The organism is Pseudomonas sp. NFACC25, assembly GCF_900100935.1.
GTDB classification, from domain to species: Bacteria; Pseudomonadota; Gammaproteobacteria; order Pseudomonadales; family Pseudomonadaceae; genus Aquipseudomonas; species Aquipseudomonas marginalis.
In genome coordinates this window covers 186,176-202,121 of sequence record NZ_FMUC01000009.1, presented here as the reverse complement: position 1 = coordinate 202,121, position 15,946 = coordinate 186,176, and the positions used below count along the sequence as shown (strand labels likewise).

General features: G+C 59.4%; 19 protein-coding genes and 1 tRNA gene. 4 read left to right on the top strand and 16 right to left on the bottom strand.

Annotated features, from left to right (window positions below):
• The first annotated feature begins 6 nt into the window (after positions 1 to 6).
• The 4 genes from BLQ09_RS20825 to BLQ09_RS20810 all read left to right on the top strand — a co-directional run bounded on the left by BLQ09_RS20825 (position 7) and on the right by BLQ09_RS20810 (position 3,736).
• The gene (locus BLQ09_RS20825; protein WP_092358398.1) at positions 7 to 1,383 is read left to right on the top strand and encodes an L-serine ammonia-lyase; all 1,377 of its coding nucleotides are present in this window, start codon (positions 7 to 9) and stop codon (positions 1,381 to 1,383) included.
• A 39-nt stretch (positions 1,384 to 1,422) separates the two neighbouring features.
• A complete protein-coding gene (gcvT, locus tag BLQ09_RS20820; protein ID WP_027605551.1) occupies positions 1,423 to 2,547 on the top strand; it encodes a glycine cleavage system aminomethyltransferase GcvT in 1,125 nt (374 codons plus the stop codon).
• Between the two features lie 393 nt (positions 2,548 to 2,940).
• Positions 2,941 to 3,153: a cold-shock protein gene (locus BLQ09_RS20815; RefSeq protein WP_014339904.1), complete on the top strand. Its 213-nt coding sequence runs from the start codon at positions 2,941 to 2,943 to the stop codon at positions 3,151 to 3,153.
• 94 nt (positions 3,154 to 3,247) lie between these two features.
• Complete coding sequence (locus tag BLQ09_RS20810) at positions 3,248 to 3,736, top strand: RDD family protein (protein ID WP_027605550.1); 489 nt, start codon at positions 3,248 to 3,250, stop codon at positions 3,734 to 3,736.
• Positions 3,737 to 3,811: 75 nt separating this feature from the next.
• Here BLQ09_RS20810 and nadA read toward each other — a convergent pair whose 3' ends face one another.
• The 16 genes from nadA to ruvC all read right to left on the bottom strand — a co-directional run bounded on the left by nadA (position 3,812) and on the right by ruvC (position 15,899).
• Positions 3,812 to 4,870 (bottom strand): quinolinate synthase NadA, encoded by a 1,059-nt coding sequence (gene nadA / locus BLQ09_RS20805; protein WP_027605549.1) that lies wholly within the window; start codon positions 4,868 to 4,870, stop codon positions 3,812 to 3,814.
• Between the two features lie 281 nt (positions 4,871 to 5,151).
• Positions 5,152 to 5,535, bottom strand: a complete 384-nt coding sequence (locus BLQ09_RS20800) for a MerR family transcriptional regulator (RefSeq protein WP_092358396.1) — start codon at positions 5,533 to 5,535, stop codon at positions 5,152 to 5,154.
• Between the two features lie 162 nt (positions 5,536 to 5,697).
• Entirely contained in the window at positions 5,698 to 6,276 is a 579-nt protein-coding gene (locus tag BLQ09_RS20795; RefSeq protein WP_065925899.1) for an NAD(P)H-dependent oxidoreductase, read from the bottom strand.
• 192 nt (positions 6,277 to 6,468) lie between these two features.
• A tRNA-Lys gene (locus BLQ09_RS20790) sits at positions 6,469 to 6,544 on the bottom strand.
• Between the two features lie 63 nt (positions 6,545 to 6,607).
• Positions 6,608 to 7,285: a 7-cyano-7-deazaguanine synthase QueC gene (gene queC, locus BLQ09_RS20785; protein ID WP_092358394.1), complete on the bottom strand. Its 678-nt coding sequence runs from the start codon at positions 7,283 to 7,285 to the stop codon at positions 6,608 to 6,610.
• Position 7,286: 1 nt separating this feature from the next.
• Entirely contained in the window at positions 7,287 to 7,934 is a 648-nt protein-coding gene (queE, locus tag BLQ09_RS20780; RefSeq protein WP_027605545.1) for a 7-carboxy-7-deazaguanine synthase QueE, read from the bottom strand.
• 163 nt (positions 7,935 to 8,097) lie between these two features.
• Positions 8,098 to 8,934, bottom strand: coding sequence for a tol-pal system protein YbgF (gene ybgF, locus BLQ09_RS20775; protein ID WP_027605544.1), 837 nt, complete (start codon positions 8,932 to 8,934; stop codon positions 8,098 to 8,100).
• 6 nt (positions 8,935 to 8,940) lie between these two features.
• Positions 8,941 to 9,441 carry a peptidoglycan-associated lipoprotein Pal gene (gene pal / locus BLQ09_RS20770; protein ID WP_003209827.1) on the bottom strand — a complete coding sequence of 167 codons (501 nt, stop codon included), beginning with the start codon at positions 9,439 to 9,441 and terminating at the stop codon, positions 8,941 to 8,943.
• 55 nt (positions 9,442 to 9,496) lie between these two features.
• Complete coding sequence (gene tolB / locus BLQ09_RS20765) at positions 9,497 to 10,777, bottom strand: Tol-Pal system beta propeller repeat protein TolB (protein ID WP_043293513.1); 1,281 nt, start codon at positions 10,775 to 10,777, stop codon at positions 9,497 to 9,499.
• Positions 10,778 to 10,794: 17 nt separating this feature from the next.
• Positions 10,795 to 11,868, bottom strand: coding sequence for a cell envelope integrity protein TolA (gene tolA / locus BLQ09_RS20760; protein ID WP_053135848.1), 1,074 nt, complete (start codon positions 11,866 to 11,868; stop codon positions 10,795 to 10,797).
• Positions 11,868 to 12,320 (bottom strand): protein TolR, encoded by a 453-nt coding sequence (tolR, locus tag BLQ09_RS20755; protein ID WP_161793227.1) that lies wholly within the window; start codon positions 12,318 to 12,320, stop codon positions 11,868 to 11,870. Before tolR ends, tolA begins: the two co-directional genes overlap by 1 nt.
• 23 nt (positions 12,321 to 12,343) lie before the next feature.
• On the bottom strand, positions 12,344 to 13,039 hold the full coding sequence (gene tolQ / locus BLQ09_RS20750; protein ID WP_015885609.1) for a protein TolQ: 696 nt from the start codon (positions 13,037 to 13,039) through the stop codon (positions 12,344 to 12,346).
• 1 nt (position 13,040) lies between these two features.
• A complete protein-coding gene (gene ybgC / locus BLQ09_RS20745) occupies positions 13,041 to 13,496 on the bottom strand; it encodes a tol-pal system-associated acyl-CoA thioesterase (RefSeq protein WP_032890914.1) in 456 nt (151 codons plus the stop codon).
• A 140-nt stretch (positions 13,497 to 13,636) separates the two neighbouring features.
• Positions 13,637 to 14,695, bottom strand: coding sequence for a Holliday junction branch migration DNA helicase RuvB (gene ruvB, locus BLQ09_RS20740; RefSeq protein ID WP_092358392.1), 1,059 nt, complete (start codon positions 14,693 to 14,695; stop codon positions 13,637 to 13,639).
• Entirely contained in the window at positions 14,696 to 15,307 is a 612-nt protein-coding gene (gene ruvA, locus BLQ09_RS20735) for a Holliday junction branch migration protein RuvA (RefSeq protein ID WP_003175802.1), read from the bottom strand.
• Between the two features lie 67 nt (positions 15,308 to 15,374).
• Positions 15,375 to 15,899, bottom strand: coding sequence for a crossover junction endodeoxyribonuclease RuvC (ruvC, locus tag BLQ09_RS20730; RefSeq protein ID WP_027605540.1), 525 nt, complete (start codon positions 15,897 to 15,899; stop codon positions 15,375 to 15,377).
• Between the last annotated feature and the right edge of the window lie 47 nt (positions 15,900 to 15,946).

Sequence of the window (15,946 nt, the reverse complement as noted above, 5' to 3'; positions counted from 1 at the left end):
CAACTCATGTCCTTAAGCGTGTTCGACCTGTTCAAGATTGGCATCGGCCCCTCCAGTTCCCACACCGTCGGCCCCATGCGCGCGGCCGCTCGATTCGTCGAAGGCCTCAAGCGTGACAATCTGCTGAGCGCCACCACCGGCATCAAGGTGGAACTCTATGGCTCCCTCGGCGCCACCGGCAAAGGCCACGGCAGCGACAAGGCCGTGCTGCTCGGCCTGGAAGGCGAACACCCGGACACCGTGAACACCGAAACCGTGGCCACGCGCCTGGCGCAGACGCGCGGCGATGGCCGCTTGAACCTGCTCGGCGAACACAGCATTGCGTTCAACGAGAAAGAACACCTGGCGATGATTCGCAAACCCCTGGCCTACCACCCCAACGGCATGATTTTTCGTGCCTTTGATGCGGCGGGCATCCAGATCCGCAGCCGCGAGTACTACTCGGTGGGCGGCGGTTTTGTGGTGGATGAAGACGCCGCCGGCGCCGACCGGATCGTCGAAGACGCCACCCCACTGACGTTCCCGTTCAAGCATGCCAAGGACTTGCTCGGCCATTGCACCACCTACGGTCTGTCCATCAGCCAGGTGATGCTGACCAATGAAAGCGCCTGGCGCCCGGAAGCGGAAACCCGTGCCGGCCTGTTGAAGATCTGGCAGGTGATGCAGGACTGCGTGGCAGCCGGCTGTCGCAACGAAGGCATCTTGCCCGGCGGCCTGAAGGTCAAGCGTCGTGCCGCCGCCTTGCATCGCCAGTTGTGCAAGAACCCGGAGTCGGCCCTGCGCGACCCGCTGTCGGTGCTGGACTGGGTCAACCTGTACGCCCTGGCCGTCAACGAAGAAAACGCCAACGGCGGGCGCGTGGTCACGGCGCCCACCAACGGCGCGGCCGGGATTGTGCCGGCGGTGCTGCATTACTACATGCGCTTTATCCCTGGCGCGAATGAAGACGGCGTGGTGCGCTTCCTGCTCACCGCCGCCGCCATCGGCATTCTCTACAAGGAAAACGCCTCCATCTCCGGTGCCGAAGTCGGTTGCCAGGGTGAAGTCGGCGTGGCCTGTTCCATGGCCGCTGGCGCGTTGTGCGAAGTATTGGGCGGTACGGTTTCCCAGGTGGAAAACGCCGCCGAGATCGGCATGGAACACAACCTCGGCCTGACCTGCGACCCGATTGGCGGCCTGGTGCAGGTGCCCTGCATCGAGCGCAATGCGATGGGCTCGGTGAAGGCCATCAATGCGGTGCGCATGGCCTTGCGTGGCGACGGGCAACACTTCGTCTCGCTGGACAAGGTCATCCGCACCATGCGCCAGACCGGCGCCGACATGAAAAGCAAATACAAGGAAACCGCCCGTGGCGGTTTAGCGGTCAACATTATCGAGTGCTGACGCCTAAAGGCGCGCCGGCACGTTTTTCAGGAGCTGAACATGTCCACCGAAACCCTGTTGAAAACCCCATTGCACGCCCTGCACCTCGAGCTGGGTGCACGCATGGTGCCCTTCGCCGGCTACGACATGCCGGTGCAATACCCACTGGGCGTGATGAAGGAGCACCTGCACACCCGTGAACAGGCCGGGCTGTTCGACGTGTCCCACATGGGCCAGATCCGCCTGACCGGCGCCAATGCCGCAAAGGCCCTGGAAACCCTGGTACCGGTCGACATCATCGACCTGCCGGTCGGCATGCAGCGCTACGCCATGTTCACCAATGACCAGGGCGGCATCCTCGACGACCTGATGGTGGCGAACCTGGGTAACGACGAACTGTTCCTGGTAGTCAACGCGGCCTGCAAGGACCAGGACCTGGCGCACCTGCGCCAGCATATCGGCGAGCAGTGCAGCATCGAGCCGCTGTTCGAAGAACGCGCGCTGCTGGCCCTGCAAGGCCCGGCTGCGGTGAAGGTACTGGCGCGCCTGGCCCCGGAAGTCACCCGGATGACCTTCATGCAATTCGCCCCGGTGCGCCTGCTGGGCGTGGACTGCTACGTCAGCCGCTCGGGCTACACCGGTGAAGACGGTTTTGAAATCTCCGTGCCTGCCGCCAGCGCCGAAAGCCTGGCGCGCAGCCTGCTGGCCGAGGACGAAGTGCAGGCCATCGGCCTGGGCGCCCGTGACTCGCTGCGCCTGGAAGCCGGCCTGTGCCTGTACGGCCACGACATGAACACCGAGACCACCCCGATCGAAGCCAGCCTCCTGTGGGCAATCTCCAAGGCCCGGCGCACCGACGGTGCGCGTGCCGGTGGCTTCCCGGGTGCCGACCGCATCTTCACCCAGCAGCAAACCGGTGTAAGCCGCAAGCGAGTAGGCCTGCTGCCCCAGGAACGCACACCTGTACGTGAAGGCGCAGAGATCGTCGACGAACACGGCAGCGTGATCGGCAGCGTGTGCAGCGGTGGCTTTGGCCCGAGCCTGGGTGGCCCACTGGCCATGGGTTACCTGGACAGCGCATTCACCGCACTGGACACCGAAGTCTCTGCGTTGGTGCGTGGGAAAAAAGTGCCACTTCGTGTAAGCAAAATGCCATTTGTGCCGCAACGTTACTATCGTGGCTGATTGACTGTTCCTATAAGTAACGCGGTTGCGTTAACGTGCACTAATCTGTAACGCAACCGCCATAAAACAGTGCAGCAACGATAGGCATTATTATAGGAATTAACCTATAACAAGTGACCCATTCTATCGAATAAGTCGGTTTCACATTATTCAACGAAGTGTCATGCGGCCGAGCAAAACCTGGGCTTTTGCCAGGGCTTGTTTTTTCTCCATTAGTTGGCGTAGAGTTTGCCCACTGTGTTTGCATGGGTCGCTTGGAACCTGGACCTGGGCAGTAGCTGAAGTAGTTGTGCTACAACCCGTTCGACGTCTCTTACTTTCCTGCAACCCAGCCCAGTACTCTTTCATGTGAAAGGGGCTGTCATTAATTTTTAGCGTCAAGGAAATAAGAAAATGGCTGATCGTCAGAGCGGTACCGTCAAGTGGTTTAACGACGAGAAAGGGTTTGGTTTTATCACTCCAGAAAGCGGTCCGGATCTGTTCGTGCATTTCCGCGCTATTCAAGGCAACGGCTTCAAAAGCCTGAAGGAAGGCCAGAAGGTCACCTTCGTTGCAGTTCAAGGCCAGAAAGGCATGCAGGCTGACGAAGTACAAGCAGAAGGCTGATCCTTCCTGCGACAAAAAGCCCCTGACATGACATCAGGGGCTTTTTTATGGGCGCTATTCCGTAAAATGATTTTTTTCCTCTGAGAGCCCTGCCATGTCCAAACCCTTGCTGAGTCCCCAAGGCGAGTTCCCCGCCGTTGGCCTGGGCCGTCGCCTGGCAGCGATGTTCTATGACTTCCTGTTGTGCACCGCGCTGCTGATCGTCACCGCGTTTATCTACAAGCTGGTGTGGATCGCGTTCGTGGGCGAAGCCAGGATGCGCACCCTCACCGAATCCGGCGCACTGGACGGTGACCCGCTGCTGTCGACGATTCTGTTGTTTGTGCTGTTTGGTTTCTTTGCCAAGTTCTGGACCCATTCCGGGCAAACCCTGGGCATGCAGGTCTGGGGCGTGCGCGTGCAAAACGCCGACGGCTCGCGGATCAGCCTGTGGCAGGCGCTGTTGCGCTTTGTAGTGTCGATTGCGTCGTGGTTATGCGTGGGGCTGGGGTTTGTCTGGTCGTTGTTCGACAAGCACAAACGCAGCTGGCATGACATCTACTCGGATACGCAGTTGGTGCGCATCCCGAAGCAAAAGAAATAAACCGCTGCCTGAACGAAATCAAAATGTGGGAGGGAGCTTGCCCCCTCCCACATTTTCAACCGAGCTCGCCTCGATTCAGGCGTTACCCGCCAGCTTCAGGCGCGCCGCCTGGGTGAAATCCAGCATGCGCTTGAGCGGTCGCACGGCGTGCGGAATCACCGACGGCTCGACGAATATCTCATTACTGCCCTCACGCAGGCACTGCAGCGTACGCTCCAGCGTATTCATTGCCATCCACGGGCAGTGCGCGCAACTGCGGCACGCAGCGCCGTTACCGGCCGTGGGCGCCTCGACGAAGACCTTGTCCGGGCACAGCTGCTGCATCTTGTAGAAGATGCCGCGGTCGGTCGCCACGATGAAGGTCTTGTTCGGCAGCCGCTGTGCCGCCGCAATCAACTGGCTGGTGGAGCCCACCGCGTCGGCCAGTTCGATTACCGAGGTCGGCGATTCCGGGTGCACCAGGATCGCTGCGTCCGGGTACAGCGCCTTCATGTCTTCCAACTGCTTGGACTTGAACTCCTCGTGGACGATGCACGCACCGTCCCACAGCAGCATGTCGGCACCGGTCTGGCGCTGGATGTAGGTACCCAGGTGCTTGTCCGGGCCCCAGATGATGGTCTCGCCGTTGTCCATCAGGCTTTCGACGATTTCCAGCGCACAGCTGGAGGTCACCACCCAATCGGCCCGGGCCTTGACCGCCGCCGAAGTGTTGGCATACACCACCACGGTGCGCTCGGGATGCTGGTCGCAGAACGCCGAAAACTCATCCACCGGACACCCCAGGTCCAGGGAGCACGTGGCTTCCAGGGTCGGCATGAGGATGCGTTTTTCGGGGGTGAGGATTTTGGCGGTCTCGCCCATGAAACGTACACCGGCGACCAGTACGGTCTTGGCCGGGTGGGCTGCGCCGAAGCGGGCCATTTCCAGGGAGTCGGAGACACAGCCGCCGGTTTCTTCGGCCAGGGCCTGGATCACCGGATCGCAATAGAAGTGGGCAACCAGCACCGCGTCCTGAGCCTTGAGCTCGGCAGCAATGGCGGCACGCAGGCTCGCCTCTTCCTCGGCGCTGAGGGCCTTGGGCTGCTTGGCGTCGAGGTGGGCTTGAACCAGTAGGCGTTCGGAAATGTGCGTCATGTTCGCAAGACCTGCAGGCGCAGTAGCGCGAAAGTCGAGTGTACCACCGGCTCTGGAGCCCTTCGGGCGCCGCCGGACGAAGTGATTGTGTTCATCAAGCACGGGTAAAGGTGAAGCTGCGCAAGGCTACAGAATATCCAATGGTTTCAAAAGCCTAATCTGGCTTTGACGCGTGCGCCTGTCGATTAAAAAACCGCAATAGTACCTTGGGTCTCCCCCGCCTTCAGAAATCACCTCAAGCACATAGCCGTCAGCGGGCAGAGTTCATGCAGCAAGTTCGTTCAGACCGTTTTGGAAAGAGGCTCAAACTGGCATTGGTACCGGGCGTCCTTGAGGTTGCTTTCGAACTGTTCAAGACCGTCGTAGATGTTTTGCAGCCCTTCGATCTGGGCTTTCAGCTCGAGCTTTTTATCGGCAATGGCCTGGTTGGCCAAATCCCACGGCAGCTCCAGGCCCCGGTGGTCCTGAAGAATCGCCTGCATTTCCTTAAGCTTGAAACCCAGCTGCTGAGCACACTTGATGAACGTCAACAGCTCAACGCCTTGCTGGTTATAGACCCGATACTTACCTTCGCGTACAGGCGGCGGCAGCAAGCCAATGTCTTCATAGTGGCGGATCGTCTTGACGGTAGTGCCCGATAGCTGGGCGGCTTTGCCGATATACATGAAAAGTCCTTTTTTGGCACAAGAGTGGGGAGAGCACTTTGGCGCGCCGCATCTTCACACATGTCTACGGGGTCGGAAACCCGAAGGTGGCAAAAGGCAGTGTACTTGGCAGGGATAAAGCCGGCATCGCCTGCTGCAAGGCGATGCTGTGCAACGGCTATGTCAGCGGCAAGCGATAGCCTGGGCTTGCTTGAGCCAGGCTTCGCGCTGGGAGTCGCCGGAACCGAGGATCGGCCCGAACGTGAGGGTCTTCAATGGTTTGATGCCGCAGAACTCCAGGGTAGTCTTGCGCATCTGGTGCAGGCCCGGCATGCAGTAGACCCACTTGTAGTACCACGGCGGGGTATCCATCGTGACCAGCAGGTGAGCCGTGCGCCCCTTCAAAAGCTTGTCGGGAAAGGCTTTGCCTTCGCGGTACTTGAAGGCAAATCCGGGAAGGAATATCCGATCGAAGAAGCCTTTCATCAGGGCCGGAATTCCGCCCCACCAGATGGGATAGACAAACGCCAGGTGCTCAGCCCAGGTGATATCGGCCTGGGCCTTGAGCAGATCGGGCTCCAGCAACTGAACCTGTTTGTAGCCATCGTGCAGCACTGGATCAAACCGCAGAGCATCCAGGCGTAACAGACGCACATCGTGCCCGGCCTCCGTGGCCGCCTTCACATAGGTGTCGGTCAATGCCCCACAGAAACTGTCGGTTGAGGGGTGCCCCAGAATCACCAGTACTCGCTTGCTCATCATCACTTCATCCTGAAAAGTCGAGCGGGCAGGATAGGGTGTGCCCGTAACAGGAGAGTCAACAGGGAGGTTTGCCAAATGCTGGTATAGCTTGGGTGCATTGCGCACCGGCAGGTAAGCACCAAATCGCGGGCAAAAAAAAACCCGGAAATCCTCACTTGCGTGGGCCTTCCGGATTTTCTAAACCGCCAAAAATGGTGGGTCGTGTGGGATTCGAACCTACGACCAATTGGTTAAAAGCCAACTGCTCTACCAACTGAGCTAACGACCCGCTGTGTGGTGGCGCGTATAATACTGATTTCTAAGGATTATTCAACACCTTATTTGAAATAAATCAGAAATAACGCGTCGGGTCCGTAATTCCGGCCATTTGGAAGCCCTCTGCACGCAGTCGGCAGCTGTCGCATTTCCCACAGGCACGGCCGTCATCGTCTGCCTGATAGCAGGAAACTGTCAGCGAGTAATCGACACCAAGTCCTACGCCAACCTTCACGATAGCGGCCTTGCTCAGGTTTTGCAGCGGTGCCTGGATCCGGAAACCCTGCCCTTCTACCCCGGCTTTTGTCGCCAAATTGGCCATGCGTTCGAACGACTCGACGTATTCCGGGCGGCAGTCCGGGTAGCCGTTGTAATCAAGGGCATTAACCCCGATGAAGATGTCCCGCGCATTCAGAACCTCCGCCCAGCCCAGGGCCAGGGACAGGAACACGGTGTTGCGTGCCGGTACGTAGGTGACCGGGATGCCTTGGGTGGGGGCCTCCGGGACGTCGATAGTGCTGTCGGTCAAGGCCGAGCCACCCATGCCGTCGAGGTTCAGGCCAATCACCTTGTGTTCGACCACGCCCAGGTCTTGGGCAACACGGGCGGCGGCCTCCAGCTCGGCGCGGTGACGCTGGCCGTAGTCGAAGCTCATGGTGTAACAGCTGTAACCTTCGGCGCGAACCATGGCCACTAACGTCGCGGAGTCGAGGCCACCGGACAGCAGGATGACCGCGCGCTTTTGATCAGTCATCTCAGCGCCCCGGTTCGTCGTTCCACAGATATTTATGCAGCTGCAATTGCAGGCGTACGGGCAGGTTATCGGCAACCACCCAGTCGGCCAGATCGCGCGCGTTCAGGTCGTGGTGGCTGGGAGAGAACAACACCTCACCGGCACGGCGGTCAAGGCCGTACTGGATCAGCTTGGAATTGGCCCAGTCGTAGTCTTCACGGGAACAAATCACGAACTTGACCTGATCGTTGGGCGTCAGCAGTTCGATGTTCTCGTAGCGGTTGCGATGCACTTCCTTGGAGCCCGGCGTCTTGAGGTCAACCACTCGGCTGACACGCGGGTCTACAGCGGAAATATCCAGGGCCCCGCTGGTTTCCAGGGAGACCTCGTAACCGGCATCACACAGCTGTTTGAGCAAGGGGATGGCGTTGGGCTGGGCCAGGGGCTCGCCACCCGTTACACAGACGTAGCGGGGCCGGTAGCCGGCAACCTGTTCCAGGATGTCTTCGAGGGTGCGCACGGTGCCGCCACTGAAGGCGTAGGCGCTGTCACAGTATTGGCAACGCAAGGGGCAACCGGTCAGGCGCACAAAAACCGTGGGCAGGCCAGCGGTTCGCGTTTCACCCTGTAACGAGTAAAAAACTTCGGTGATGCGTAATGTGTCTTGCATAGTCGCCACGGGCGTAACAGCTAAACAGGCTGTCCGCCTCCGTCAGGCACTTCAAGGAACCCCGCCAACGCGTAGGCCCCAGGAAGCGTGTGTCATAAAAGGGCGTGGATTCTAACGAAAAAACCCGCGCCAGGCGCGGGTTTCTTCTAAACGGCTGCATCGCTTACAAGCGTTGCAGATCCCGTTGGGCCAACTGTGCAGCGGAGGTACCCGGATACTGGGCTACGACCTGCTGCAGAATGCCTTTGACCTTGTCGGTATGACCCAGGCGGCGTTCTACGTCAGCGAGTTTATACAGCGAGTCGGGCACCTTGGCGTGCTTGGGGTACAGTTGACTGACCTTGGCAAATGCCTGGCCCGCCCCCTGCAGATCACCCTTTGCCAGATTCACCTCGCCCAACCAGTATTGGGCATTGCCCGCGTACTGGCTGTTTGGGTAGCGGCCCAGGAAGGCGGTAAAGGCTTTGCTGGCCTTATCGAAATCCTTGGCCTTGATCAGGTCGAAGGCTGCATCGTAATACAGCTTTTCCTTCGCCGGATCACCCGGTTCACTGCTGGCGGCAGGGGCTTGGCTCGCAGCGGCGGCCCCTGCTGCTGCACCACCGATAGCCGCGCTGGGCGCGCCACCGGCAGAAGAATTATCAGGAGTAGCGGCAGGTGTAACACCGGCTCCTATACGTCGATCAAGATCCTGGTAACGCTCCAGGCCTTCCTGCTTCAGCTGACGCACCTCATTTTGCAGAACTTCAATGGTGCCTTGTTGCTGCGCCAATTGATCCTGCATGCGTTGCAGCTGGTTGAACAGTTCGCCCTGTGCCGAGGGAGCGGACGTAGCCGCCCCCCCAGCATAGGCGCCGTTCGTGCCATAACCCGCTGGCGGATAGCTGCTCCCGCTATTGTTATAGCCAGAGTTGCTGTCTTCCACAGGAACCGCAGCCCACACCGCAAGCGGGGCGAGGCTGAGAGCCAATACAGTTAGAGCACGACGGCACGTTCGCATGACGAATTACTTACGCAGTTCGACGCGACGGTTTTGAGCCCAGGACTGCTCGTCGTGGCCAGTAGCAACTGGACGCTCTTTACCGTAGGAAACCAGTTCCAGTTGGCCTGGAGCAACACCTTGCAGTACCAGGTAGCGCTGAACGGCTTTCGCACGACGCTCGCCCAGTGCCATGTTGTACTCACGAGTACCACGTTCGTCAGTGTTACCTTCCAGAACAACGCGAGCGCCGTTAGCTTTCAGGTCCTTCGCGTGAACGTCCAGAGCGCGCATGGCTTCTGGCTTCAGGTCCGAACTGTCGTATTCGAAGTAGAAAGTGGTGATAGCGCGCAGAGCAGCTTCTTCGCTCAGGGAGCCGTCAACTGCACCAGTGTTAGCGCCGTAACCAGCGTTTGGATCAACAGCTGCGCCTTCACCGGCATTGTCGCCGCCTTTAGACGAGCAACCAACGGCTACGGACAGAGCCAGAGCCAGAGCAGCAAACTTACCAAACTTCAGCATTTCCATCGTGAAACTCCTAATGAACCCCAGTGTGTTAAGTACTTCTTTTTGTAGCGCCGCGTCAGTTCAGGTAAGGGGACCAGGACGGTTCTCTGACTTCGCCTTGTGCGGTAGGAAGCGGGAGCCTTACGCGTCCATTAATGGACACGAGCATCAAGACTCCCCGGCCCTGCTGGCGGGTGGCGTAGATTACCATGGTGCCGTTGGGCGCAACAGTAGCTGACTCATCAAGGTTGGTATCTGTGAGGATTTTTACCGTTCCACGCTGCAAATCCTGGGCCGCAACCCGGAAATTAGTGAAACCATCCTGACGGTGAATCATCACCAACGTCTTTTCATCAGCCGAAAGCTTAGGATTGGCGTTGTAGTTACCGATAAAGGTCACGCGTTCCGCGCCCCCACCGCCAACGCTGGTCTTGTAGATCTGTGGCTTGCCGCCGCGGTCCGAGGTGAAGTAGATGGTCGAACCATCCTTGCCCCAGAACGGTTCGGTGTTGATACCAGGACCGCTGGTCACACGGCTGATCTGGCGCGAAGCCATGTTCATCACGTAGATGTCCGGGTTGCCGTCCTTGGACAGTACGAATGCCAGGCGCGAACCATCCGGCGACCAGGCCGGTGCACCGTTGAGGCCTTCGAAGTTGGTGATCTGCTCACGACGGCCAGTATCGATGTGCTGGACGAAGATACGCGGACGCTTCTGTTCGAAAGACACGTAGGCAATACGCTTGCCGTCCGGCGCGAAGCGCGGCGACAGGATTGGCTCACGGGACTGCAGCAAGGTCACTGCCCGCGCACCATCGTAGTCCGAACGCTGCAGGGTGTAGCGAGTGTTGTCTACGGAGAAACGCTCGGCCGTTACATAAAGCAGGCGTGTCGAGAACGCGCCCTTGATACCGGTGAGCTTTTCAAACGACTGGTCCGAGATGTAGTGGGCCATGTCGCGCAGTTGTTCGGCGGTACCCGATACGCTGCCGGTCAGGACCTGCTGCTCGGTGGCCACGTTGAACAAGGTGTACTGGATCTGCAGGCGACCGCCGGCCGGCGTGATGCTGCCGACCATCAGGTACTGCGCGCCCACCGCTTTCCAATCACGGAAGATGACTTCGCTGGCCTGGGTCGGCTGGCTGATCATGTTGCCTTTCGGAATCGGGGCGTAGTAACCGGAATTGCGCAGGTCGTCGCTGACGATCTGGGCCATGTCGTCCGGCAGCACGCTGCCGCCCTGCCAGCCAAACGGCACTACCGCGATCGGGGTAGCCCGATCGCTGCCGCTGGTGACCAGGATGTTCTTTTCATCCGCCGCCGCTATCCCTGCCATACAGCAAATAACGACAAGCATTCCTCGAAGAAGGTTTCTCACAAGGCTAGATCCTCAGGTGTGAATGTCATCTTGAATGAACGATAGGGAGCGAAGTCGCTTGGTTTCATTCCCTGCATCTCGGTCAACCGGCCAATATTCTTGACCGCGGCAACCGCCGAACTGTCGAACGAACCGTCACCACTGGACTTGGCCACGCTGACCGAAGTCACCGTACCGTCCGGCAACATGCCGATCTGCAGCACTACTGTCATGCCTTTGCGTGCCGAAGGTGGACGTGTCCAGCCTTCTGCTGCCCGCGCCCGAATCAGGTCGTCGAAACTGCCCGCGACTTCATCACCCCGTTCATCGGCCAAGGCTTGCTGACGCTGCGGCGTGTCGGAGAGCAAATCTGCCAAGGCCTGGGCCTTTTTCTCTTCGGCGGATTTACGCGCTGCTTCCTGGGCCTTTTTCTTGGTGGCATCGGCGGCAGCTTTCTTCTTCGCGTCGTCGGCGATTTTCTTCTTCGCCTCGTCTGCTTCAGCTTTTTTCTTGGCGTCTTCGGCGGCTTTCTTCTTCGCGTCTTCGACTATTTTCTTCTTGGCGTCTTCAGCGGCCTTTTTCTTGGCCTCTTCTTCGGCAGCCTTCTTGGCTTCTTCTTCAGATTTCTTCTTGGCTATATCAGCCAATTGTTTCTCTTCAGCTTTTTTAGCTTCGGCAGCTTTCTCGGCTTTCTTGGCTTCATCAGCCTTTTTCGCCTCGTCGGCCTTCTTGGCTTCGTCAGCCTTTTTCGATTCCTCGGCCTTTTGAGCCGCCTCTTCTTTCTTTTGTTCCGCAGCAGCCTTCACCGCTTCCTGCTCGACCTTCTTCTGTTCCATCTGTTCGACTTCAGTCTGGCGCGCAGCCGACTTCTGGGCCTCACCCGCAATCTTCTGATTGGTCTGGGTGGTGGCCTGGCTTTTCGATTTCAGCTGATACAGGGTCGCCTGCACGATCGGCTTGGCTGGCGGCAGGTCCGGGGTCATGGCAAAGCTGACGAACAGCATGCCAAAGACCAGGACGTGCAGGGCAATTGCCCAGACGCTAGGCCAGAAGAAGCTTTCCGAGGCGGACGGCTCTCGCTGTTGGTGCATCAGGGCGCCTCGGTAATCAAGCCAACGTTACCGACGCCGGCCTTCTGCAGCCCGCCCATGGCGCCCATGACGGAACCGTAGTCGACCGACTTGTCGCCGCGGATGAACACCTGGGTGTGCTTGCCGCCTTCGTTGCCGGAGCGAATGATCTTGGTCACCGCATCGGTCATCGCCGGCAGGGTCAAGGCCTTGTCCTGCTGTTTCTGCGTGTCGACTTCGCTGCCAAGGTTCCAGTAATAGGTCTTGTCAGCCTTGATCGAAATGGTCAGGACCTGAGTGTTGTTGTCCTGCGGCAAGGCTTCACTGGAAACCTTGGGCAGATCAACCTTCACGCCCTGGTTGAGCATCGGCGCGGTCACCATGAAGATCACCAGCAGCACCAGCATCACGTCGATGTAGGGCACTACGTTCATCTCGGCGACCGGCTTGCGCTTTTTGCGAGCTCGAGCGATTAAAGCCATTGGGAATTACCTGCTTATTCTTCGCTGGTGTGCACTTTACGGTGCAGGATCGCCTGGAACTCATCGGCGAAGGTGTAGTAACGGCCGATCAACGTTTCGCTGGTGGCAGCAAAGCGGTTGTAGGCAATTACTGCGGGGATAGCGGCGAACAGGCCGATCGCGGTGGCGATCAGGGCTTCGGCAATACCCGGGGCCACGGTGGCCAGGGTCGCTTGCTGGGCCTGGGCCAGGCCGCGGAACGAGTTCATGATCCCCCACACGGTACCGAACAGGCCGATGTACGGGCTGACGGAACCGACGGTAGCGAGGAACGGCAGGCTCTGCTCCAGTTTCTCTTCTTCACGGGAAATGGCGACGCGCATGGCACGGGCCACGCCTTCCATGACCGCTTCCGGATCAACACCCGGCTGCTGGCGCAGGCGCGAGAATTCCTTGAAGCCGGCGCGGAAGATCTGCTCGACGCCCGAGTCCGGGTCCGGGTTGCTGCCGGCCTGGCGGTACAGCTTGGACAGGTCGATACCCGACCAGAAGCGCTCTTCAAAGCTCTCCAGGGCACGTCGACCGGCGCGCAGCAGGTTGCTGCGCTGAAAAATCATGACCCAAGAGGTAACCGATGCGGCTACCAGGGTCAGCATCACCAGTTGAACCACGACACTGGCATTGCTGACCAGGCTCCACATGGAGGAATGGTCGACGACGGTAGGTTCCACGCTAAATCTCCTGCTTTGATTGTTTACCCGCGCCGCTCACGGCGGCAAAGGCCGCACGTAGAGTTTCGGGAATGGCCCGAGGTTTCAAACTGTTGGTGCGCACACACGCCACCAGGAACTGCCCCTCACAGAGCAGCGTTGCATCCGTTGCCCGCCTGACCTGCTGCTTGAAACGCAGGCTGGCACGGTTCAATTCGATTACTTCAGCGCTGACCAGCAACTCGTCGTCCAGCCGCGCCGGTGCGTGGTAGCGCGCCTCGCTGGAATGCACGACGAATAACAGGTCCTCCCCTGCCAGCTGGGATTGGGCAAAGCCCAGCTCCCGTAGCCGCTCGGTACGAGCCCGCTCCATGAACTTGAGATAATTGACGTAATACACGATGCCGCCGGCATCGGTGTCCTCGTAATAAACGCGACAGCGATGTGCGAACGACTGATCCCCGTTTTGCGCGCGCATACTCTAGTGCTTACTCCTCAGGTTGCCAATCCGCTGGGGCAACTGTTTTTTCATTCTCGAAAAACATATCCAGTGACTGAATGACGACGCCAGCCACTAGGACAGCACAAACATCGAATAAATCGACTGGCGTGAAGCTTTTAATCGTCCACTGCATCAAGGAATTCGTCTACCACGGGCATCTCACCCAATCGTGACGGAATGTTTAACCCGAAGTGCAGATAGGCATGGCGCGTCACCACCCGCCCCCTTGGCGTGCGCATGATATAGCCCTGCTGGATCAGGTACGGCTCCAGCACATCCTCGATGGTATGGCGCTCTTCACTGATGGCCGCCGCCAGGCTGTCGACACCCACCGGGCCGCCGTCGAACTTCTCGATCATGGTCAAGAGCAGGCGTCGATCCTGATGATCGAAGCCGTGCTCGTCCACATCCAGCAGGTTCAGGGCCAGGTCCGCCACGGCCTTGGTGATATGCCCCTTGGCCCGGACTTCGGCAAAGTCACGCACGCGACGCAGCAGGCGGTTGGCAATCCGTGGCGTGCCCCGGGCCCGACGGGCAATTTCGAACGCGCCTTCCGGGTCCAAGGGCAAGCCGAGAATACTGGCCGAACGGCTGACGATGGTCGCCAGATCGGCGGTGCTGTAGAACTCAAGACGTTGAACAATGCCGAAACGGTCTCGCAGCGGGTTGGTCAACATGCCCGCGCGCGTGGTCGCGCCCACCAGCGTAAACGGTGGCAGGTCGAGCTTGATCGAGCGCGCCGCCGGGCCTTCGCCGATCATGATGTCGAGCTGGAAATCTTCCATCGCCGGGTACAGGACTTCCTCGACGATTGGCGAGAGCCGGTGGATCTCGTCGATGAACAGCACATCATGGGGCTCGAGGTTGGTGAGCAACGCCGCCAAATCACCTGGCCGCTCCAGCACCGGGCCGGAGGTGGACTTGATCGACACACCCATTTCCTGGGCAATGATGTTGGCCAGGGTGGTTTTACCCAGCCCCGGCGGGCCGAAGATCAAGGTATGGTCCAAGGACTCACCGCGCCCGCGCGCGGCCTGGATAAACAACTCCATCTGCTCGCGCACGGTGGGCTGGCCGATGTAGTCGGCAAGGCTAAGGGGGCGGATGGCGCGGTCCTGGACTTCTTCACGATCACGAGGCCCGGTGGCCGCGATCAGACGATCAGCTTCAATCACTTAAATCATTCCCTTTAGGGCTCGGCGGATCATGTCTTCGCTGCTCAGGTTCTTGTCCTTGATGGCCGAGACGGCCTTGCTGGCCTCCTGGGGTTTGTAGCCCAGGGAGATCAGCGCACTGACGGCGTCGCTTTCAGCACTCGCGACCTGGCCCGCCGGCATGTCCGGCTGGTTCGGCACCAGGGCGAACATGCTCGGCACCACCTCCCAGGCCTTGAAGCGGTCCTTGAGTTCTACCAGCAGGCGCTCGGCGGTTTTCTTGCCCACGCCCGGTACCTTGGTCAGCGCGGAGGTGTCCTGGGCCGACACGGCACGTACCAGCTCATCCACTTCCAGGCTCGACATCAACGCCAGGGCCAATTTAGGCCCCACGCCATTGAGGCGAATCAACTCGCGGAAGAAGTCGCGGTCACGCTTGCCAATGAAACCATAGAGTAGTTGCGCATCTTCGCGCACCACCAGATGGGTATGCAGCGTTATGGGTTCACCGACCGACGGCAGGCGGTACAGGGTGGTCATGGGCACTTCCAGCTCATACCCCAGCCCGTTTACATCCAGAATCAGGTGCGGCGGCTGTTTCTCAGCCAGGGTGCCGCGCAAGCGTCCAATCACGGTTCAGATCCTTAAAGCTTGGGGTCAGAGCGAGGCCTGACCGGAAATAACGATTGCGCTGATGCTATCAGAGACGCAGGCGCCCGCCACGACTGCGTGCCGTGCCCAGGCCGTGAGGCAGCAGGCTGGAGCGCGTGTGTGCATGGCAAATGGCAATGGCCAGGGCGTCGGAGGCATCGATCTGCGGCTTTGAGGTGAGCTTGAGCATGTGCATGACCATCATCTGCACCTGCTCTTTATTGGCCGCGCCGGTGCCGACCACGGACTGCTTGACCTGGGTCGCGGTGTACTCGGCGATCTCCATGCCCTCCTCGGCGCCGGCGACGATGGCGGCGCCACGAGCCTGGCCGAGCTTCAACGCCGAATCTGCGTTTTTTGCCATGAACACCTTTTCGATGCCCATGGTCACCGGTCCGTAGGTCTGGATCACTTCACGCACGCCGCGATAGACGATCTGCAGGCGCTCAGCCAACTCGCCTGCGCCGGTACGGATACAGCCCGAAGCGACGTAGACGCAGCCGCGCGGGGTGTGTTGCACCACACCAAAACCGGTGATGCGCGAACCGGGGTCGATACCTAGGATTAAAGTCATAACGCCTGCAGGTCGGATAAACACATTTTTTGATACACCGTAGTTCT

Bases quoted from the DNA above. Each gene is read 5' to 3' on its own strand.
- BLQ09_RS20825 (WP_092358398.1), top strand. From the start codon at position 7: ATGTCCTTAAGCGTGTTCGACCTGTTCAAGATTGGCATCGGCCCCTCC.
- gcvT (WP_027605551.1), top strand. From the start codon at position 1,423: ATGTCCACCGAAACCCTGTTGAAAACCCCATTGCACGCCCTGCACCTC.
- BLQ09_RS20815 (WP_014339904.1), top strand. From the start codon at position 2,941: ATGGCTGATCGTCAGAGCGGTACCGTCAAGTGGTTTAACGACGAGAAA.
- BLQ09_RS20810 (WP_027605550.1), top strand. From the start codon at position 3,248: ATGTCCAAACCCTTGCTGAGTCCCCAAGGCGAGTTCCCCGCCGTTGGC.
- nadA (WP_027605549.1), bottom strand. From the start codon at position 4,870: ATGACGCACATTTCCGAACGCCTACTGGTTCAAGCCCACCTCGACGCC.
- BLQ09_RS20800 (WP_092358396.1), bottom strand. From the start codon at position 5,535: ATGTATATCGGCAAAGCCGCCCAGCTATCGGGCACTACCGTCAAGACG.
- BLQ09_RS20795 (WP_065925899.1), bottom strand. From the start codon at position 6,276: ATGATGAGCAAGCGAGTACTGGTGATTCTGGGGCACCCCTCAACCGAC.
- queC (WP_092358394.1), bottom strand. From the start codon at position 7,285: ATGACTGATCAAAAGCGCGCGGTCATCCTGCTGTCCGGTGGCCTCGAC.
- queE (WP_027605545.1), bottom strand. From the start codon at position 7,934: ATGCAAGACACATTACGCATCACCGAAGTTTTTTACTCGTTACAGGGT.
- ybgF (WP_027605544.1), bottom strand. From the start codon at position 8,934: ATGCGAACGTGCCGTCGTGCTCTAACTGTATTGGCTCTCAGCCTCGCC.
- pal (WP_003209827.1), bottom strand. From the start codon at position 9,441: ATGGAAATGCTGAAGTTTGGTAAGTTTGCTGCTCTGGCTCTGGCTCTG.
- tolB (WP_043293513.1), bottom strand. From the start codon at position 10,777: ATGCTTGTCGTTATTTGCTGTATGGCAGGGATAGCGGCGGCGGATGAA.
- tolA (WP_053135848.1), bottom strand. From the start codon at position 11,868: ATGCACCAACAGCGAGAGCCGTCCGCCTCGGAAAGCTTCTTCTGGCCT.
- ybgC (WP_032890914.1), bottom strand. From the start codon at position 13,496: ATGCGCGCGCAAAACGGGGATCAGTCGTTCGCACATCGCTGTCGCGTT.
- ruvC (WP_027605540.1), bottom strand. From the start codon at position 15,899: ATGACTTTAATCCTAGGTATCGACCCCGGTTCGCGCATCACCGGTTTT.